17 protein-coding genes are annotated in these 20982 nt (G+C 48.5%); 7 read left to right on the top strand and 10 right to left on the bottom strand.

Translation table 11 applies throughout. The features are described from left to right. Positions 1-163 precede the first annotated feature (163 nt). The 4 genes from AC0YN3_RS14510 (at position 164) to AC0YN3_RS14495 (ending at position 7442) form a co-directional block, all read left to right on the top strand. Entirely contained in the window at positions 164-1999 is a 1836-nt protein-coding gene (locus tag AC0YN3_RS14510) for an HSP90 family protein (protein WP_475775744.1), read from the top strand. Then, positions 1996-3054, top strand: a complete 1059-nt coding sequence (locus AC0YN3_RS14505; protein WP_475775743.1) for a hypothetical protein — start codon at positions 1996-1998, stop codon at positions 3052-3054. The genes AC0YN3_RS14510 and AC0YN3_RS14505 overlap by 4 nt, the downstream gene beginning before the upstream one ends. 251 nt (positions 3055-3305) lie before the next feature. Continuing rightward, complete coding sequence (locus AC0YN3_RS14500; RefSeq protein WP_475775742.1) at positions 3306-4922, top strand: copper amine oxidase N-terminal domain-containing protein; 1617 nt, start codon at positions 3306-3308, stop codon at positions 4920-4922. Positions 4923-5207: 285 nt separating this feature from the next. Further along, positions 5208-7442, top strand: a complete 2235-nt coding sequence (locus tag AC0YN3_RS14495; RefSeq protein ID WP_475775741.1) for a GDYXXLXY domain-containing protein — start codon at positions 5208-5210, stop codon at positions 7440-7442. Between the two features lie 70 nt (positions 7443-7512). Here the strand turns inward: AC0YN3_RS14495 and AC0YN3_RS14490 are convergent, their stop codons facing one another. Both AC0YN3_RS14490 and AC0YN3_RS14485 read right to left on the bottom strand, forming a co-directional pair. Further along, positions 7513-7971, bottom strand: a complete 459-nt coding sequence (locus AC0YN3_RS14490) for a hypothetical protein (RefSeq protein WP_183563118.1) — start codon at positions 7969-7971, stop codon at positions 7513-7515. 82 nt (positions 7972-8053) lie between these two features. Next, entirely contained in the window at positions 8054-8362 is a 309-nt protein-coding gene (locus AC0YN3_RS14485) for an MGMT family protein (protein WP_475775740.1), read from the bottom strand. A 349-nt stretch (positions 8363-8711) separates the two neighbouring features. On the opposite strand from AC0YN3_RS14485, the gene AC0YN3_RS14480 reads away from it, so the two are divergent. Both AC0YN3_RS14480 and AC0YN3_RS14475 read left to right on the top strand, forming a co-directional pair. Then, complete coding sequence (locus AC0YN3_RS14480; protein ID WP_183563124.1) at positions 8712-9152, top strand: DUF1641 domain-containing protein; 441 nt, start codon at positions 8712-8714, stop codon at positions 9150-9152. Positions 9153-9188: 36 nt separating this feature from the next. Continuing rightward, the gene (locus AC0YN3_RS14475) at positions 9189-10370 is read left to right on the top strand and encodes an NAD(P)/FAD-dependent oxidoreductase (RefSeq protein WP_475775739.1); all 1182 of its coding nucleotides are present in this window, start codon (positions 9189-9191) and stop codon (positions 10368-10370) included. A gap of 71 nt (positions 10371-10441) precedes the next feature. Here AC0YN3_RS14475 and AC0YN3_RS14470 read toward each other — a convergent pair whose 3' ends face one another. From AC0YN3_RS14470 to AC0YN3_RS14460, 3 genes are read right to left on the bottom strand one after another with little or no spacing between them, the layout of a single operon-like run. Continuing rightward, a complete protein-coding gene (locus AC0YN3_RS14470; protein WP_475775738.1) occupies positions 10442-11983 on the bottom strand; it encodes an extracellular solute-binding protein in 1542 nt (513 codons plus the stop codon). Positions 11984-12035: 52 nt separating this feature from the next. After that, positions 12036-12914, bottom strand: a complete 879-nt coding sequence (locus tag AC0YN3_RS14465; protein WP_475775737.1) for a carbohydrate ABC transporter permease — start codon at positions 12912-12914, stop codon at positions 12036-12038. Positions 12915-12922: 8 nt separating this feature from the next. Continuing rightward, the gene (locus AC0YN3_RS14460; protein WP_475775736.1) at positions 12923-13867 is read right to left on the bottom strand and encodes an ABC transporter permease; all 945 of its coding nucleotides are present in this window, start codon (positions 13865-13867) and stop codon (positions 12923-12925) included. 253 nt (positions 13868-14120) lie between these two features. Here AC0YN3_RS14460 and AC0YN3_RS14455 point away from each other — a divergent pair, with 253 nt between their 5' ends. Then, on the top strand, positions 14121-16421 hold the full coding sequence (locus tag AC0YN3_RS14455) for an AraC family transcriptional regulator (RefSeq protein WP_475775735.1): 2301 nt from the start codon (positions 14121-14123) through the stop codon (positions 16419-16421). Between the two features lie 297 nt (positions 16422-16718). Here the strand turns inward: AC0YN3_RS14455 and AC0YN3_RS14450 are convergent, their stop codons facing one another. From AC0YN3_RS14450 to AC0YN3_RS14430, 5 genes are all read right to left on the bottom strand, one after another. After that, the gene (locus AC0YN3_RS14450; RefSeq protein ID WP_475775734.1) at positions 16719-17075 is read right to left on the bottom strand and encodes a hypothetical protein; all 357 of its coding nucleotides are present in this window, start codon (positions 17073-17075) and stop codon (positions 16719-16721) included. A gap of 53 nt (positions 17076-17128) precedes the next feature. Further along, positions 17129-18325 carry a ParM/StbA family protein gene (locus AC0YN3_RS14445; protein ID WP_183563137.1) on the bottom strand — a complete coding sequence of 399 codons (1197 nt, stop codon included), beginning with the start codon at positions 18323-18325 and terminating at the stop codon, positions 17129-17131. 368 nt (positions 18326-18693) lie between these two features. Then, positions 18694-19251 carry a pyridoxamine 5'-phosphate oxidase family protein gene (locus AC0YN3_RS14440; RefSeq protein WP_475775733.1) on the bottom strand — a complete coding sequence of 186 codons (558 nt, stop codon included), beginning with the start codon at positions 19249-19251 and terminating at the stop codon, positions 18694-18696. Positions 19252-19284: 33 nt separating this feature from the next. Continuing rightward, positions 19285-19764, bottom strand: a complete 480-nt coding sequence (gene greA, locus AC0YN3_RS14435; protein ID WP_475775732.1) for a transcription elongation factor GreA — start codon at positions 19762-19764, stop codon at positions 19285-19287. Between the two features lie 342 nt (positions 19765-20106). After that, positions 20107-20943, bottom strand: a complete 837-nt coding sequence (locus AC0YN3_RS14430) for a YitT family protein (protein WP_475775731.1) — start codon at positions 20941-20943, stop codon at positions 20107-20109. Between the last annotated feature and the right edge of the window lie 39 nt (positions 20944-20982).

Here is a 20982-nt window from a genome sequence, read left to right as displayed (position 1 = left end):
AATAAGACTTATTCATAAGGACTTATGGCTCATATGACATTAAGCCCTTCGTCTTATTATTGGGCCAATATTGGAAATAAAACACAAAAGAATAGTAAACTAAGGCAGATACCTACCAGCATTCGTGTAATTTGGTTACTACTTACTTAAGGGAGAGTGTCTGATGAGCGAACAACAGGAATATCGGTTTCAGGTTAATTTAAGCGGAATGATTAATATATTATCCAATCACTTATATAGCAGTCCAAAGGTGTTTTTGCGGGAGCTGCTGCAGAATGCGACCGACGCCATTACGGCACGAAGCAGCTTGGACCCTTCCTACAAAGGAAAGGTGTCCGTTGAAATCGCCGGAAGCGGCGAGCATGTCACGATGACCGTGGAGGATACGGGCATTGGATTGACCGAAGAGGATATCCATCAATTTCTGGCGATGATCGGCCATTCCTCGAAGGTCGGCAATGATTTTCTCGCCAACGAAACCTCCTTCATCGGCCGCTTTGGCATCGGCCTCTTATCCTGCTTTATGGTCAGCGAAGAGATTGTCGTACTGACCCAGTCGGCCAAAGGCGGCCCTTCCATGGAATGGCGCGGCAAACCGGACGGCACCTATACGATCCGCAAGCTCGACACGCAGCTCGCAATCGGTACGAAAGTGTACCTGCGCTGTAAAAGCGATAGCGCTGATTATTTCGAGCCCGCTGCCGTAGAAGAGCTGCTCTTCTATTACGGCGCCTTGCTGCCGTATCCGGTCACGCTGGTCGCAGGCGGTCAACAGAAGGCCATCAACGCTGCGCAGCCTGCCTGGTTCGTCGAGCCTGAGCTTGCCCGCGGCAAACGCCGAGAGGTGCTCGAATTTGGAAGCCGGCTGCTCGCCGAGCCCTTCGAGGATTTCATTCCGCTGCGCACAGCGAACGGACGTACCGGCGGCATTGCCTATATTTTGCCGCATAGCGTCAATCTAAACGCTAGGCGCTCGCACAAGGTTTATTTGAAACAGATGCTGGTATCGGACAAAGCGGAAAATATTTTGCCGGAATGGGCTTTTTTCGTCAAATGCCTGATCTGGACGGATGAGCTGCAGCCAACCGCCTCGCGTGAGCATTTCTATGAGGATGACCGGCTGCAGTCCGTACGCGATGAGCTGGGCGAAGCCATCCGGGACGAGCTGGTCCGCATCGGGAGCCATGAGCCGGAACGCCTTCAACGCATCATTGCCCTGCACGCTCTGCCTATGAAGGCGCTGGCTGCGGAGGATGCCGCATTCCTGAATACCATTTACAAGTGGCTTACGTTCGAGAGCACCTACGGAGAGCGTACGCTTGGCGAGCTGATCAATGAGAAGCAAAAGATATACTATACCGCTACCGTGGATGAATACCGGCAAATCACGCATGTGGCGGCTGCGCAATCGCTGCTCGTGCTGAACGGCGGATATATTTACAATCATCAGCTTCTAGACGGAATTTCTTATTTGAACCCCGAGCTAGAGCTGGAGCGGCTGATGCCCGAGGATGTTTCCCTGTCCTTTACCGATCTAACGATGGAGGAAAAGAACAGCTATTACGATATGATCCGGATCGCCGATATCACGCTGCAGCGGTTCCGCTGCCATATTCAGCTGAAACGGTTCAAGCCGGCTGAGCTTCCGGCGCTTTACACGCTATCGAAGGAGTCATCCGCGCTCCGTTCTTTGGAGAAAGCCAAGGAATCGAGCACCGATCTGCTTTCGTCCGTGCTGGGCAATCTAGGCGCCAGCTTCGGCGAATCAGCCTATTCAACCTTATATTTCAACCTAAACAACCCGCTGATCAGTCGCCTATTCGCCGCAAGCAGCAAAGAAATGCTGCCGGCCGCGGTTGAGATGCTGTATACAAACGCGCTGATGATGGGGCATTACCCGATGAGCCGGCAAGAGCTGGCCGTTCTGAATCAAGGCATCGTACGATTTATTGACTGGGGCTTGTCCGCGAATGCGGGGAATGGAGGGACATCCATATGAACTATGATTTCGAAACATTGATGGACGAGGCTTACGATTTGCCCGATGGCCTAGCAAAGCTGGAGGTTTTGGAAGCAGCGGCGCGTTACGCCGATGCCGAAGGGAATATCGAGCAGGGCTATGAGGCTAGGGGCGAGATCGTTCAAACGGCTATTTTCCACGGCTACCCGCTCAAAGCGCTTATCGCGTTCTCCTGGCAGCTCGGCCAATATGACCGTAATCCCGAAGCGTTCGCAAGCTTTAATCTCATGTGGTCCTACAAATGGATTGTCGGGCAAATTTCGCATTTCCCGGAAATCCCGCTTCATAAGATCGAAGAGCTTGTCGATGATCTGGGCAAGCGGTATAAGGAGCATGGCTACGATGACCGCACTTATTTATATTATCGCTTCCGCACCGCCATGGACCTAGGCCATATGGAAAAAGCACAAAGCTACATGGAGCAATTCCAGAAGGCCGACCGCGATCACATGAGCGATTGCGAGGCATGTGAGCAAAACCAGATCGTGCAGCTCTATTCCCTGCTCGGCGAGCATGAGAAGGCGCTTGAAGCCGCGAAGCCGATCCTGTCCGGCGACATGAGCTGTGCGGAGGTACCGCATATTACGCTCGCCTATCTGCTCCTTCCGATGCTTCATCAACAATCCGAGCAGGAAGCGCGCAAGGCGCACGTCAGGGGCTATCGATTGATCAAGGGCAAACGGGACTTCATTGAGACGATCGGCAGGCATATCGCTTTTCTATCGTCAACGGATCTTAAGAAGGGCATCGACTTATTCGAGCATCACTTGGCGATGGCCTATGATCATGAGGATCCGTTTCACAAAATGGTCTTTCATCTTTACAGCGCGCAGCTGCTTCAGAAGCTTGCGGCAAGCGGCTCGAAATATCGGCCGCGGCTGCCTGTCTCCTTCATTGGAACGGAAGAGGATACTAGCCTTGAAAGCCTGGCTGATCACTTTGCCCAGCTCGCTTTGTCGTCTGCGCAGCAATACGACACCCGCAACGGCAATTCGTATTATATGGAATGGGCGGAAGAAGCGCTTCGCCCTTAAGCATAGCGGCTTCTCCCTAAGGTCTGTCATAGACAGCGGGGAGAAGTCTTTTTTTGGCTAGGCTGTAAAAAGGCTGGAATAGCCTCCAACGTATTAATCGCTCTCTTATTTCCCTTCCTGCTAACGGCCTCGCTCAATACGCGAATTGAGCTTCAAAAAACTTTTTTCGAAAAAGGTGATCCAATTCTTCCTCCTCAGCGTGAGCCTTAGTAAGAAAGCAAAACAACACATACGAGGAGAGTGAATGTACCATGAAGATGAAAAAATGGCTTGCCCCCGTACTTAGCTTGTCTTTGCTGCTTCCCGCACTGGCAGGCACGCAAAACGTTCGCGCAGAATCGATGAAGCCGAGCGTAGAAACCCCTGCCGTCGAGCTTCGGGCAGGACTCGATTACTTGCTATCCGAGCACTTCACGCTGGCGGTCGTCTCCATGACCAAAGCGTACGACGGCGCATCGGACGCAGCCTCAGCCCAAGCTGCGCTGAATCAAAACGCGAAAGACATGGTGCCCGCGATCGCATCCATCTACGGTGATGCAGGCGCCAAGGAGTTCGACCGCATCTTCGCGGCCCATAATGGCTACACCGACAAGTATGTGACCGCCGTGAAAAGCAAGGACATGACGGGCCAGACGGCAGCCCGGAACGAGCTGGAAGCCTTCGCAAAGGAATTCGGCAGCTTCCTTGGCTCCGCGACGGAAGGCAATCTGCCTGCCGCGGCCGCTCAAGATGTCGTCCGTACGCATGAGAAGCAGGTGCTCGAAGTATTCGATTTCTATGCCGCAGGCAATTACAATGCGGCTTATACCGAATTCCGCGAAGGCTTAGGCTTCATGTTCGGCGTCAGCGATGCATTGGCGGGCGCTATCACGACGCAGCTGCCCGCCAAATTCAATCAAACCCGCTCCGATACGCCTGCCGGGGATTTGCGTTCCGCATTGAACCACTTGGCAGCCGAGCATTATGCGTTAGCCGTACTCGGCATGCAGAAGGGCTTCGACAAATCGCCAGCCTATGCCGCTCTCTTGGAAGCACAAGACGGCAACACCAAGGATTTCACCACTGCCATTACATCGATCTATGGCGCTGAGGGCGGTGCGGCATTCAAGAAAGTATGGACAGGCGATCATATCTTCGCACAGGATGAAATCATCAAGGCCGTGCTTGCAGGCGATACGGCCGCCATCAGCAAAGCAAGAGCCAAGCTGGATGCTTTCTCTGTAGCTTTCGGCAAATTCCTTGGCGCAGCAACAGGCGAGAACCTGCCGACCGCAGGCGCTACTGCTGCAATTGCCGAGCATGAGAAGCTTGTGCTTGAAGCCTTTGATATTTATCAATCGAGCAATAAAACTGGTCTGTACGACAGCTTCCGCAAAGGCTACAGCTTTATGTTCGGCGTAGGAAAAGCGCTCGGCGGGGCCATCGTTACCCAAAAACCGGAGCTCTTCCAAGTAAAACCGCCGATTACGCAGCCTGAGAATCCGAATAACGTTACGACGATTTGGTTCCAGCTGGGCAACAAAAATGCCCAAATCAATGGAAAAAACGCGATGATGGATGTCGCTCCATATGTCAAGAACGGTACGACCTTCGTCTCTCTCCGCACATTGACGGATACGCTCGGCGCAAACGTGCAATATGTACCGGCAAACAAAACGGTTGAGCTTAGACTTGGCAAGGATAAAGTCGTATTCTGGCTAGGCAAAAATGTGATTCAAGTCAATGGCGCTAACGTGACCCTTGATGCCGTCGTTCATATCAAAGACGGGCGTACGCAAGTTCCTCTTCGTTTCATTGCAGAATGGCTTGGCTGGAACGTCAATTGGAAACAGTCGAATCAATCCGCAACGTTGACGAAAGCCATGTAATTGGCAGCTGGAACAAGCAGAGAACTCCTGACGGAAGCTGTCAGGAGTTTTTTATTTGCCATAGGATTCAAGCTGGCAGCTGGCAGCATTCATAAACCTGACGCAGCCATCCATTTCGCCATGCCCATAAGGATTTGAGCGATTAACATGCGGATAACGAGGGTAATGATATTGCAGCGAGACCACTGGCTTCAAGGGATAGTACTACAAAAAGTGAGTACTATCTCGCCAAGGATTGGGTCATTATAATACAAGACATACCACCAAGAAAGGCATGTGAGTACAATGCTTCGATTGAATGTTACCCGCGTCGGCTTCCTGATGGGCGTGTCCCTGCTGCTTGCTGCCATCATCTACTTTTTCGCTGCCAACTGGGGCGGCTTAGGCCGTGCCGATAAAATTCTTGCCTCCGCCGGCATCATGGTGCTGTTCTACGGAGCATCTGCCTTTTTTGCCAAAATGAAAATCATGCTCGGGCATCATTCTTTCCTGTCTGCCCTATTCCTTGTAGGCGGCTGCATTTCATTCGGCGCGGCCGTTGCCCTGCTCAACCAAATTTACAATTCCCATGCGGACACATACGAGCTGTTTCTCGTATGGTCGGCTCCCGCACTGCTGTTTTCTTTTATTACGCGCTTCAACCCGTTTTATTTGTTGTCCTATGTCCTAATACATTTAACGCTGTGGCAATATTTTTTCCCAAGCTCCATGTACATTGCACGCACAGATAACGAGCTTTGGCTGATTGGCAGCATGTTCGCGCTCATCAATCTGATCCTGTTCCTGCTTACGCAGTCCAAGCTTCTTCCTTCGGCTCCGCTGAAATTCGTTAGCTTTATCGTCTTCCATATCGCCTTGCTTTTTCTAAGCAATTCGACGCAGTTCGAGCATTTGGGCATGTGGATGAACATCGCTTGCCTCACTGCGATTGCGATAGGATTCTACTACTTCATCCGCGTTCGCCTGAACAAAGTGATGCTTACGCTCAATGCGCTGGCAGCATCAGCATTTGCCGTATTTAAATTTCTAGAGCTGCTTTCTGAGCATGCCTCTACTTCGTTTTTCATTTTCGGCCTGCTATTCGTTGCCTTGCTGCTGACCGCAAATTTCTTTTTCTTCCGCTTCCTCAACAAGCTGGGAGCAGATGAAACAAATGATGTGCCGCATGCGGAGACCAAGGTAAAGGAAGAGCATCAAAGCGTGCTCGTTGGCAGAATCGTCTCCACAATCGTGACGGTAATCGGTGTGTTGATCGGAAGCATTTCATTAGTAGGATTAGTCTTGCTTGCATCGAACAATGTCGATCCAGAGCAGGTATTGCTCGTCCTCTCCTTCCTGTTCGTGCTTCCGATGCTGCTGCTTCGCCGTCTCAATCCGGTCATCCGGTACACGATCCTAACGATCGGATACGCTGCAGGGGTAGTCGCCATCGTATGGATTGATGCCGCAGCCTTAACGCTTCTGTATCTCGCTCTAACGGCGGCAGGCTGGTTTAGGCTCCGCGGAAGGTCGCAGCATCTATTCAGCTATTCGCTCATTAACTTGAATATCGCCATTCTGCTGTTCCAGCTGTTCGAATACATTCAGCATGCTTCATCCTTTATTGTGCTTATTATGGCTGCGCTGAACGCCGTCGTCTATGCAAGCCACCATCTTCTACGCGAAGGGGCCATGCGACGGCATGTTAGGGAATGCGGACTGCTATTTACACTGCTGCTCATGTTTTGGCTCACGTTTATGCCTGACATTTTCCCGTATTCCTATGAGCTTTTTAATGTGATCAACTTCCTTGTCGTCACGGTTCTTTCATTCCTGTTCGTTCGCCGGAAGCAGACGCTCGAAGCAGCGGCGAGCTTAGTGTTTTGGTTCATCTTCGTTGGTTTCAAATACTACGACTTGTTCTGGACGCTGCTTCATAAATCGATAACCCTTGCTCTGTTAGGCGTGATCGCCATTGCCGTTACTTATGTGTTTGCCTATCGGTCACGCGCAGCGGTTCCGGAGGATACGGATGCTTACAGCCGAATTCTGCATAAGAGCCCTGTCCTAATCGCCATCGTCATCGTGCTTCAGCTTGGCTATGTCGGGTACCATGCAGCGACGAGCGAGATCCTGCTCTCTGGCGGAACTCCCGCAAAGCTTGCCATTGAGCCGCTTGACCCCAGATCGCTGCTGCAAGGCGATTACGTAACGCTCAATTACAGCATTTCTACGCCGCCGTCCATCGTAAACAAGGAGCTGGAGGCCCGCGGAGGCTCGCGCCGCATCAAGGCCGTGCTCCAGGAAGATGCGAATGGCATCTATCAATTTAGCCGGTTATATGCGCAGGGAGAGCCGATAAGCGCCAAAGAAATCGTCATTAATGGCGTCTATAATGGCTGGGATGGCATCTACTATGGCATTGAAACCTACTTTGTTCCGGAAGGCACCGGAATGGAGACCGAGCGGCAAGCGAAGTTTGCGCATATCGTGGTTGGAAAAAACGGAGACTCTCTTCTGAAACGATTAAGCAAAGAATAAGCAAACGCCTCAGCAATTGAAAAAAGCAGGACGTGCGCGGCCCACTTGGCCGGATACGTCCCGCTTTTTCTTATGAAGTCAGCCTGCTCAGCTCCGGAAACTCCTCCAGGTAGCCATTGCGTTCGAGCTCCATCAGCGCCTTCCGAATGCTTTGCTCGTCTTCCCCGGACTGATCCGAGAGCGTCAGCAGCTCCGCCAACGTAATTTCCTTATGCTCTTTGCAATACGTAAGCAGGCCTTTGGCCGCCCAGGACAAGCGGTCATCCTGGAATTCACCGATCATTTTACGGAACAATTTATGTGGTATTAACTGCTCATCTACTAAGGACTGCATCGCTTTTATGGCTAGTTTCGTCGTCATGCGCCCCTTTTTGGCAACCTCATCCAAGGTGAGCGACGCGGTATCCGCCGTGCTTGAGCTCAGTACGATATAAATCATTTGCGAATAAATATCCAAGCTCGGATTGTAAAAGATTTCGGTCGAAACGGTGAAGTTTCGCACATTTCCCGGTGTTATTTCAGTAGTCATATTCTTTCTCTCCCTTCCGATTGGTCTATACCATAATAAAGGTTCGGATACGGGGTTTCAAATCAGCCTTTATTAGAAAATGTTAATTGTAGTCAAACCGGTATTTCTCTAAATCGATTCGCCCCTCTGCGCTTACTTCTATGCCTTCCTCTTCAAGAAAACGAATCTGCGAATACCGCGCCTCCTCGTCGGTTATGGCAATTTCTCCTTTTGCATTAATGACTCTGTGCCAGGGAAGCTTATGAATACCGCTAAGCGAATGCAGAATGCGAACGACCTGCCTTGCGCCTCTTCGGCTGCCGGCCTGCTCGGCTACTTGGCCGTAAGTCATGACAGATCCTTTCGGTATCGACTGGATAATCAAGATTACCTTTTGAGTAAATGGCTTCATGTCAATCGTTCTCCTTCTCTTCCATAGGCCTGTTAAGGGCGCTTATTGCCCGTTTCTTAGCCTAAAGCGACAAATCGCAATATTTTTTTACAAAAAGTAATAAATTTCTTTTTAACTTTTGACAAAAACGATGTAGAATAGAAGCAAAGGGTTCAATCCGATTACGTCATGCTCGCTAATGCTTCCTTGTCCGATAGCCGGGATAAGGCTGTTACTAACGCACACACATTTTTTTGCGAAACTATGTGAAAAGTGTAACAAACTTCAAGGATGTTAAGCTTCACTTAGCGACTGGCACAATTGAGACCACAACTTACTTTCAAATTTACGCAAAGGAGGACATTCTATTATGTCACAACCAACTGCTGGACAAGAGGTCGCAGCAAGCCTCGTGGAAGAAAAGCAAACTTTGGATGTACTTGATCAGTTATTGAAGCCGGAGGTTCAACAGTCTTTGACTGTACTTGTAGACAACCTTCCGAAATTAGCTGAAATGGTTACGCTGATGACTAAAGCTTATGACTTCGCGCAAGGCATTGCAACAGACAAAGTGTTGATCAACGATTTCGCTCAAGGTATCGGTGAATTCGTCAAACCGGTTCAAGAAAAAGCAAAAGGTATCGCTACTGCAGCTATGGAAGCTGGCGAGCGCTCACAAGAGGCTGCTGGATCATCCGTCGGCCTATTCGCTATGCTGAAAATGCTGAAGGATCCAGAAGTTCAAAAAACGCTTCGCTTTGCACAAGCATTCCTTAGCGTATTGTCGGAACGGAAAAACGAAAAAGCATAATACACTGATTACGTATAGAACGAACGGAGGATGAACATGTCGAAGCAAATTCTAATTCTTGGTGGCGGTTACGGCGGTCTTCTAACTGCTCTAACAGCTCGCAAGCACCTAAGCGCAGCAGAAGCTAGCATTACAATCGTAAACCGTTTCCCTACTCACCAAATCATCACTGAGCTGCACAGACTTGCCGGCGATACGATTGCTGAGCAAGCCGTTGCTTTGCCGCTAAGCAAGCTTCTTGGCGACAAACAAGTCAACATCGTAGTTGACACCGTAAAAGAAATCAAACCGAATGAGAAGCAAGTGGTTCTCTCCAGCGGCCAAGTACAAAAGTACGATACGCTTGTCGTTGCCCTAGGCAGCGAAACGAACTACTTCGGAATTCCAGGACTCGAAGAGAACAGCCTTGTTCTTAAATCCGTTTCCGATGCTAACAAAATTCGCAAGCATGTGGAAGACCGTCTTGATGCTTACAAAAAATCAGGCAACAAAGCTGACGCAACAATCGTTGTCGGCGGCGGCGGCTTGACAGGCGTTGAGCTTGTTGGCGAGTTCGCGGACAGACTTCCTGAAGTATGCCGCAGCAAAGGCATCGACTTCAATGATATTTCGCTTTATTGCGTAGAAGCCGGCCCTGCCGTTCTGCCAATCTTCCCTAAAGTATTGATCGATCGTGCAGTGACAAGCTTAGAGAAGCGCGGCGTGAACTTCATTACGAGCGTAGCGATTACCGAAGCAACCAAAAGCTCCGTATCTTTGAAAGACGGACGCACGATCGAATCCAGCACAATCATCTGGACCGGCGGCGTTAAAGGCAACCCTGTTGTCGGCAGCAGCGGTCTTGCAGAGGATCGCGGCCGTTCTACGGTTACGCCTACTCTTCAATCGACTTCGCACGCTGACGTATTCCTAGCAGGCGACTGCGCGGTAGTATTCCCAGAGGGCGGCGACCGTCCTTACCCTCCTACGGCTCAACTTGCTTGGCAAATGGGCGAAACGGTAGGCTACAACCTAGCGGTTCAAATCAAAGGCGGCGTTATGGATAAGTTCGTTCCGGTATTCTCCGGTACGCTCGGCAGCCTTGGCCGCAAAGACGGCGTTGGCACAATCGGCGGAAACGCAACGCAGCTGAAAGGCTTGCCTGCATCCCTGATGAAGGAAGCGAGCAACATTCGTTATCTTTCGCACATCCACGGCCTATTCGCGCTTGCACACTAATACACATAAAGAAAGAAGGAGAGCATCGCGCTCTCCTTCTTTTTTTTCTTTTTTTGGCATCGCGTAGCTTATTACTGCTGCTCGGCCTGCCATGCTTTGAATTGCTTCCCGTATTCGGCAACCACTTTGTCCAGCCCTGCTGCCTTCAAGCTTTCCAGCGCGGCCGGGAAGTACTTATCATAATCCACTACCCCCATTTTGATCGGGAAGATTTTGGACTTTAGTTCCGACAGCACGTTCGCGTATTCGACGGCAATCGGCTCCGTGTTAAGACGGAAGCCCAGCACGGGCGAGAACTCGACTGGGTTCGTCGGCTCTGTCGTTAACTCCTTCAAATAATCCTCGGGCGTATTTACGTCAAATAGCGTGTATCGGTTATTGCCAATCATCCATGAGTCGAAATAATAGGACGCATCGTTGTCATCCTTAATAAATTCTGCGGTACGCTCGCCCACCGCTTTATAATGCGTGCCTTCTTCCCCGTATAGAAATAGATTGTGGTTGTCCTTATTCGTGTACAGCCAGTTTAAAAACTTTATCGCTGCTTCCGGGTGCTCTGACGTAATCGGAACAGCATTCGTATTGCCAAAAGCCAAATATTGCAGCAGCGGCTTTTCTTCTGCCAAATATTTCTCGCCCACTTTGGCTTCCGGGTTGTTTTTCGCAATGGCTACGCTGGAGTAAAACGCCCCGTTCGTGCTGAAAATGAAATCGCCCAGCGTCATGGCTTTGTCGCGCTCTTCTTTTTTGTAAGTCAAAATATCGGGATTAATAAGCTTCTTGTCGTACAGCTGGCGGAAGTATTCCGCGTCCTTCTTGAACTCCTCGCTCTCGAGCCATGAGGTGACATTGCCGGACTGATCGACTTTAACTAGCTGCTCCCGATAATCTACATAGAATGGCCAAGAGTCATACGTACGGTGCAAAAAGATTGGCGTAACGTCCTGCTCTGTTTGAATATAGAGCTTCTTATCAGCGGCTTGCTGCATTTTTTCGGCCGTTGCAATTAGTTCCTCAGCTGTTTTCGGGAACGGAAGCCCCGTTTTCTCCAGCAAATCCTTACGGTAACCGAGCGTTCCCATTTCACCGCTGCCTGACGTTTCATAGCGCCACAAGGCAGGCACGGAATATATTTTGCCGTTTACCTTCGCGGCATCCCATGCATATTGCGGAATGATTTTTTTCAGCTCGGGCCCGTATTGGTCTATAAGCTCATCGAGCGGCTGGAGCGCACCGCGCCCAACGTACGAGCCGGTAGGCACAGAGCTGTTCTCCATGACATGCAGCATATCGAATTCCTCGCCCGTGCTCAGCATCAGATTCGTCTTCTGATCCCAAGCATCCCACGGAATATAGTTTACCTCGAGCTTCACATTGACGCCGTCAGCCTTCAGCTTTTCATTTACCTTTGCTACAACGTCATCGGAATGCGGCTTGACTGTACCTGGGATTACGTATCGCAGCGGTAGAACCTCGCCAGCATCCGCTTGCCCGCTGCCCGTATTGCCGTTGGTTTCCTCATTGTTAGCGGAATTTCCGCATGCCATCAGCAGCATAGTCAGCATAACTAGCACCAAACCCGCAGGTATAAAGCGCTTCTTATTTGTATTCATCTTTGTTTCCCCTCTCTGCATGTGTAAGATGATCGATCCATTCGTATATGTCTTAACCTTTGACTGCTCCGACAATGAGTCCTTTAATAATAAACCGTTGAAGAAACGGATATAGCAGCACAATAGGCCCGATGGTGATGATCGCTACCGCCATTTTGAATGATTCTGTCGGCAACGTTATGTTCGAAGCCACGACCCCTTGCATCTGATTCACCATGTTGATTTCCGACTGCAGCTTGTACAATAGATACTGGAGCGGATACAAGCTTTCTTTGTCTACCAGCATAATCGCGTTGAACCAATTGTTCCAGTAACCTAATCCGTAGAATAAAGCGACCGTTGCGAGTACGGGCAGCGACAATGGGAATACGATGCGAAAAGCGATATAGGCGTCGCTTGCGCCATCGATTCTTGCCGATTCCAATAGAGCCTCGGGAAGCTCCTGCATGAAATTTCGGACGAGAAACAAATTAAACGGGCTGAATATTAACGTAGGTACAATAAGCGCCAGCAGATTGTTTTTGAAGCCAAGAAGATCATTCATCATATACCAGGGCACCAGGCCCGCGTTAAAGAGCATCGTAATGAAGAAAAACAAGGCAATTTTGTTGCGATAGCGTACTTGGCGATTAGCCAGCATATAACCAGCCATCCCTGTAATCACAACCGCTGCGAGCGTACCGATCACGGTCACGAAGATCGAAATCCCGTAGCTTTGCAGCAGCTGGTCATTGCTTCCGAACACCGATTTATACGCGGCTAACGAGAAGCTGTCGGGAATGAAGCTGTAGCCCTTTCGCAGAATGGATTCCTCGTCGGAGAAAGATACAATTAGGACGAGCAATATCGGCAAGGTACACAGCAAGGCGAACAACGTAATAAAAGCCGTATTAACGACTTGAAATAGATCTCGGTTTTTCAATGCACTCACCTCTTTCCTTAGAACATTGCGCTGTCTTTGTTGAATTTCTTGACGATCCAGTTCGCGGATAGGACAAGCACAAAGCCTACTACAGATTGATAAAGTCCAATTGCCATGGCGATTGCCGGATTGCCTGAAGTTCGCAGCGTCCGGAACGTATACGTATCGATGACATCCGTTGTCGAATAAAGCATACCATTGTCGCCGATAATGGCATAAATCATCCCGAAATCGGAATAAAAGATTTTCCCGATCGCTAGCAAGGTAAGAATGGACACGGTTGGCATCAGCATCGGAATCGTAATCGATTTGATTTGCTGCCACCGGTTGGCGCCGTCTATTTTTGCTGCTTCGTATAGGGAGTCATCTATGGCTGTAATAGCTGCCAAATAAATGACTGCCGACATCCCCGTTTCCTTCCATACACTGAGCCCGACGAGAATGCCTGTCCATGGCTTCGGATCGGAGTACCAATTATGCGGATCGAAGCCCAGAGACTCCAGCAAGCCATTAATAAGACCATGCTCCGTCGCGAACAAGCTGTACACGATGTAGCTGACAATGATCCAAGACAGAAAGTGAGGGAACAGCAGGGTAGATTGCGATACGCGTTTGAATGCCCTTGAACGAATTTCATTTAATAGAATAGAGAAAGCTAAAGCCACTACCGTACCGAATAAAATGGACAAAAAATTCAGCTTAATGGTGTTCCAAGTGACCATTGAGGCTGCCGTCGAGTTAAAGAAAAACTCAAAGTTTTTCCAGCCTATCCATTCACTCTCGAATATTCCCTTCGTGTAACTAAACTTTTGAAAAGCGATGACCATGTACGGCAGTGTCATGTAACCATAAATGAGCGTATACAGCAGTGCCGGCAAAACCAACAAATACGATACCGGATTTTTTCTGATGTCGGTAAAAAAGGTGTATCGCTTGAACGACTGCACTTTAATCCGGCTCATAGCAGCTTCCCCCTTTGCAATGTTGTGGCTTGCGTTTGATAGTTTCAGTATGTGCTTCAGGGTGAACGGCTGAATAGTCAAAATGTTTGGAAAGCCTTTAAAATCAAGGCTTTTGAGGGATACAAAAATTAGTGATGCCTTCAATTTTTGCTAATGGGGCCCAATAACGTTGCATTGAAGTAGGATGTATTTTAAAGTTTTATAAATAAAGAATGTAAGCGATTTATACGTTAGCGCAGAAGGAGGCAAACCGATGAAATGGAGGAGCTGGCTGTATTATTCCGTCTACCGCAAAATGCTGATTTATTTCGTGCTGCTTGTCGCAATAGCCGTGCTTGCTGTAAGCAGTACGCTTTATGTTTTTTTTGCCTCCAAAACGGAGAAAACGATTAGCGACCATGTCATATCCATGCTTCAGCAGACAAGCTATACCTCAAGCATCGTACATGAGCAAATTGAAACGATCGGCAATCATTTATTGAAAAACAACCAGATTATTACGGTTCTTATGGGTAAACAGCATGATTATGTGCAGGACCGCGATGCCATGAATATTCTGATGGATATCCAATCCACCTATCCGTTCATTAAATATGTAGGTATCTATAATGATTACACAAAACGATATTTGAACACGGCAGGCACCCCCTACGTGCTTACCGAGCCCGAGAAAGAGCGCATTAACGACATCCAGCACATGCAATACATGGAGTTGTTCGCGCAGAAGCTACGGCCGCCGACCTCCTTGCCAAATAGTGACCCCGAGCATGTGCTTACCGTCATTTTGCGGCCAAATTATGCTTTGGGCTCCCCCAATAAGGGAGCCATTGTCATCCACGTAGATGAGCATTATATTCTGAACACGATTAATTCGATCAGCAGCGCGAGCGATGACGTCTTTGTGATGAACGGCGAAGGGCTTGTCTTATCCCATACCGATCCTGGGCAGTTTATGCAGCGCTTTACCAATATGCCGCATATCGCGCGCATTCTAAGCTCTCCATCCAAAACAGGACACTTCAAGGCTGATATAGGCGGCAGCAAGCAGCTTGTCACCTTCGTGAAATCCAGCCAGTTAAATTGGTATTTTGTCAGCCTCAAACCTTACAAGCTGCTTATATCGGATATCGCCGGATTGCGAAACTTTACCGGGCTTATTGCGGTCCTCATTATCGTGCTTGGCGGGTTGACGTCTTTATTCGCTACGAACAAGCTCTATAACCCGCTTGGACGATTGATCAAACGGGTGCATGAGGCGACAGGCAGCCGGCAGCCTCTATCCGAGCAAAACCATAACGAGTATGCCCTGCTTGCTGATGCGTTCTCCAACGTGATGGACCAAGCAAATATGGTAGAGCTGGAGCAGCAGCAATCATTGCCCGTGCTGAAGAAATCGTACCTACAGCATTTGCTGCACGGGACGCTTCAGGATTTATCCGCTTCCCATATGATCCAATCTGCGATCTACGAGCATTTTACAAGCCCCTATTATATGGTGATATTGACGAAAATCGATCATTACGCGGAGTTCGCTCAGCAGCACAATCAGACCAAACAAGGGCTGTACCGATTCTCTGTGAATAATATAAGCAATGAGCTGCTTCAGAAGCATTTGCGGAACGAAACCATCGTTATTGACGAGGAAACGCTGGCCATTCTCCTTTTTCTGGATAACCCTGAGCTCCCGGAGCATGTTTTATTAACGCTGGGTGAAATTCAAAGGGTCATCTGGGATTATTTCAAATTCACCATTTCATTCAGCCTCGGAGAAACGGTTGACGATCGAAATGAAGTTGACCGCTCTTTCATATCCGCGCAGGAATATGCCAAATACCGCTTTTTCTTCGGGCATCAGTCCATTATCTATGAAGGAATGGTGCGAAGCGGTCTACGGCAAAATAACGCCTATCCGGCAGCTGCCGAGAAAAAATTGAATGAGGCGCTTCGCTTAAACCATGATCAAAAGGTCGAGCATGCCTTGAACCAATTTATGAAACAGCTCAGTGATATGAGCTATTATCAGGCTATTTCGAGCGCAAATCAGCTATTAAACGCACTGCTGCGCGACTTTGACGGCGCTTTGCCTATTATGCAGGAATATTCGAAGGAATATTACGATACAGTCAATCAACTGCAAAAGCAGGAGACGATTCAGGAGGTTCATTCCCTGCTCCATCACTTCTGCAAGCTGATCAGCCTGCTGATGGATAAGAAGCAAACGACAAAGACCGATACGCTAATCGACTCCGTACGCTCGTATTTGGAGCAGCATTATAGTGACCCAAGCTTGGGAATTGAATCGATTGCCGAATCGGTACAGCTCTCTCCCGGGTATTTGGGCAAGCTATTTCGAAGCCATACCCAGATCTCCATCAATGATTATTTGAAAAACACGCGACTGGAAGCGGCAAAAGAACTGCTCATCACGACGACTGATTCCGTTGCGAGCATAAGCGAGAGGGTAGGCGTATTGAACACAACCTATTTCTTCACCTTGTTCAAAAAAACCTACGGAATCTCGCCTGCCCAATTCCGTGAACAAAATAGCCAGTAAACGAAAAGAGGCCGAATGCTGGGAGGAGAACTTCCTCTGCATTCGGCCCTTTTATTAAGCTGAAACAAACGTTAAAATTGAGCTTGTCATGACTGCTTCAACGATCACTTTCTTGTATGAGGCAAGTGAGAATAGAGATAACCTATTCGGTATTACCTAATAATATTAAGAAACATATAGTATCATTAAACAATATTCGGTCGTGTTATTCTCACAAAAATCAAGAAACACCTAGTAACACTTAGTGTTTCTAGGTGTTTCTTTTTAAGTGATAATACCAGTAAAAACGTTATTTAGCTAGCTCCAAGCTTCAATGTCATCGTCATCGAACTCTTCTTCAACAGCAGGCTCGGGTGGTTTCGGAGGCGCGATAACCTCTTCCACCGCCGCCGCGAACTGGCCAAGGCCAGCAGCCAAATGCGCGCGGAGATCCATTTCTTGCGTCGCAGGCTCACCCGCTTGCAAGGTGCTTCGCTCCATCGGAACGTATGCTTGCAAATTGCGCACGCCATTGCTGGCGATTTCTTTCTCGACCAAATAACGCAGCGAATCCATCAGATTCGATTGGGAATTCAACCACTGCATAACCAGCGGGTCCTCCGTCTTTTTGGTTTTCAAGCTAATATTGTCACCGGGCAGTTTTGTTTTTTTCATATTAATCACCTACCAGAATCCGTTAGAATATGCCGATGCTTGCGTGATGCTCCTTATACGGGCTGAACCGCTTTGCTTTTGAGCGCTTCATAAATTTTCCCGCGTACGAAGGCATCAAGTCCCATTGCATTAAGCTGTACGGCATATTCAGCCGGAATATAAAGCAGCTGCATTTCCCGTTCCTCACACAGCTCCTTCAGCTGTGCGTACAATACGGAGCGCATAAGAATGCTGCCTCCGCCATAAACGCAGATCAAGTCAATTTCATTGCGCGCTTTGGTCAGCTGCTTCTTCACATGCTGAACGATTTGCCTAACTTGGCTCTCAAGCGGACGCTTCAATGTCTTAAGCGCACGAGCATGATATTTATGGCCTGGGTTTTTAATGACATCGCTGAAAAATTGGCGAGGGCTGTCCGGCAAATGGATGAGGCGATTAAATTCCTGCAGCGCTTCTTCGATTGCGTAACCAGCGCCATGATGGCTGCCATGAACGAACTGGCGCAGAAACTTATTGCCCTCCGTAATCGGATACTCCGTCGAGCCATCGCCAATATCTACGTGAAGGATACGCTTGTCCTTGAAATAGCTGCCGTTGAATTTCTTCTCGATCCCGTAAGATTCAAGGAAATCACCGAATATTTCTCCTTCTCTCCAGCTGCCCGCAGCGTCCTTCTGCAAAGTGAATATGACCGGTGTTGCTTCCGGAACGACCTTGGCAAACGGGAATACGATCTTCACGGCTACGCGCTGCATGCCTAGATGCACCGTTACGTGATGCGTGCCCGAAGTGAAACGCTTCTCGAACTTTGTCGAGGTTTCGTCCGTGTGCTGAGTTACGGGCAGCGCCGTTGCCATATCCGCTTCCACGTCGATTTGCGCTGGGATCTTTTTTTCTTCCTCATAAGCCTTCTGTACCGCCATAGCTGCGATTTGCGCAAGCGTATTAATGACCGGAAGGTCCATATCGCTTTTCAAATCGATTCCGATCTGCAGGTTGTCCAGAATTTCTCCGCTTTCCAGCGCGAATTTGCCGACGTAATACATTCCTGGCCGGGCCGCTGGCGAATCGATCGTAACGACGAGCTGATCCTGCAGGTTTTTGATAAAGCTTTCCGGCGTTTGCTCCTCGCTCCACGGCAGCTCGTCCACCGTACAATTCACATTGGGCTGTTGGACCAATTTTCCGTCGATAATCAAATCATGCTCACTGTTTCCGTTATCGTTGCCTACAAAGAAATGATAATTCATAATTGCTTGCCTCCTTGAAAAGTTTTGGAGAAACCTATCTAGCTTCCAAAAGTTGATGGTCAGTGTATCGCATTCCTAAGTATTACTTTGCCACACTAAGTGTTAGTTTACATCATGCTAGAGTCCCATAGCTCATTAATCTTTTCTCATCTGATTTTGTCGATCCTTGTTTTTTTCGCTCAATAGACGCGTTATGCTGTCGTCTCCGCTAGTATTCGCTAACAAGCGTAAACGGCTGAAGCCGTCCTCTGGCGGCTAAGCTTACGTTGCGCGTAAAAATATAGAAAAAGTTGGCGAAATGAAATACCTTCCTATATTTTGAAAAAAGCTAATTCGACAATGTCGAATTAGCTGGCCACGCTGCATAATTACTTATAAAGAGCGCTCAAAGTGGTTGGCATACCATCGATGCTCTTCGTGTTTTTCTCTTTCCGGTATTGGACCAATCCGTCCTCGCCCTGCTGAACCGCCCAGCGTTGAAGCGTCTCCCGCTCGCCTTCGTAAGACATAAATGGAATCGAGTACCCGCAAGAGGTTTGCACCTTGTGCACCTCGATATCCATAATCTGTCTGGCACCCGGCAGCGGCGTAAACAATGGAAAAAGCGTATCCCATTCCGGTGAATTAGGAAGCACAACCTTCCCCTTACCGTAAAGCCTAAGAATATTGGGTGCTCCGTCAAACGCGCAGAACATCACCGTGACTCTTCCGTTCTCTTCAAGATGGGCGCTCGTTTCATTGCCGCTGCCCGTCAAATCCAAATAGGCAACGCGGCTCGCAGACAGAATGCGCAAGGAATCATGTCCTTTAGGAGATATACTGACATGCCCTTCCTCCGATAACGGAGCCGATCCGACAAAAAAGATATGCTGCTGGCGAATAAACGCCTCATGCTGAGGTAACATGGCATCAAATAGCTTACCCATTTTCCCCTCATCCTTTGCTTTAGGAATGAATGATTACATTGCTTTTATTTCAAGAAGCTCGTATTTAATAACGCCCATTGGCGCGTTGACGCTGATGATGCTGCCAACGGTTTTCCCCAGCAGCTCCTTGCCCAGCGGGCTTTCGTAAGAAATTTTATTTTCCGCTACGTCCGCTTCTTCCGTGCCTACGATTTTATAAGTAATTTTCTCGGAAAATTCGATATCGTTAAGAATAACGGTCAGACCGATATTGACCTTTGAGAGATCGAGGGTATCGGCTTCGATAACGCGGGCTTTTTTGAGCATCTTGGTTAATATTATGATTCTCGTTTCCATAAATGACTGGTCGTTCTTCGCGGAATGGTATTCGCTGTTTTCCTTCAAATCGCCGTAGCTAATCGCCAGCTTAATCCGAGCTGCCAGTTCCTTTCTCTTAACGTACTTCAGATCGTCCAACTCGGCTTGCAATTGCTCTAAGCCCTCTTGGGTTAATATTACTTCTTCGTTCGACATTTGAACAGCTCCCATTTGCTTTCTTCCTCTAATCTTACCCTATATTGCAAAAATAAGCGAAAAGCGATGACTTCCAGCTGATGGGACAGCGCTATAACGAGTGAAATGATAAGAATAGAGGAGCCTCTCAGTCGGAAATGGAATGGCTATTTCATGCGGTTGAAGCATACCGGGCTGCCTCCTATTTCGACGAAGCTTTAGCATGCTTTAGCATGACTGGCTTGAGCCAGCCAACCATATCACCTTCAAGCTAGTACCGTCTCCGGTACGGAGCTCCTCCCTAAAGAAAATTAAGAAAAGGCAACCTATGACAATGATCCAAGTCATGGCTACCTTTATCATCTACTTCGAAATATCAATAAAGCCTTCCCCGAACACGTCGCGTACGTCATGGATCGTAATAAAAGCGTTTCTGTCGGCTGCCTTCACGATTTTTTTGAGCGTACTTAGCTCTTGCTTGCTTATGACGATATAAAGGATCTCCTGCGGCGTTTTCGTGTAATAACCGCGACCGTACATAACCGTAACCCCTCGATCCATCACCACGTTGACTTGTTCCGCGATCTTGTCCTGCTCCTTCGAAATAATCGTCACGGCTTTTTTCGGATTTACGCCCTCAATGATGAAGTCCATCACCTTCGTCCCAATATAAAGCATGACAATCGTCAGCATAAGCGCCTCTGCCCCGATAATGAAATAAGACGAGAAGGCGACGATCAGATCGAAAAACAGCAGCGCATAGCTGATATTCCAGTCCAAATACTTATTGGCGATGCGGGCGAGTATAGTCGTTCCGGCAGTCGTGCCGCCAACTCGGATGATTAAGCCAATTCCGATTCCGCCAAACAAGCCGCCGAATACCGCATTCACGGTAATCTCATCTGATGCAATGCTCCAGTTCTCCGTCAGATGCAGGAATAACGAGTGAAACAACACCGCAGCGATCGTATAGATAACCGTTCTTCGGTCGAGGAAGCGATAGCCGACAACTAACAGAAAGGAGTTGAAAAGCAAGCTGATCAAGCTTGGCGACCATTCGAACAAATAATATAAAATAATCGTTATTCCCGTAACTCCGCCCTCTCCGAGCTCATTCGGAATAACGAATAAATTGATGGCTAACGCAAATATAAACGCTCCTGCCATAATGATAAGCAAATCCAATGCTTTTTTCTTCATGTTTTTACACCCTTCTTAGCCAATATCATGCCGTGCGGC

The organism is Paenibacillus sp. J22R232, assembly GCF_056269165.1.
This window is presented reverse-complemented; position numbering and strand designations above follow the sequence as displayed.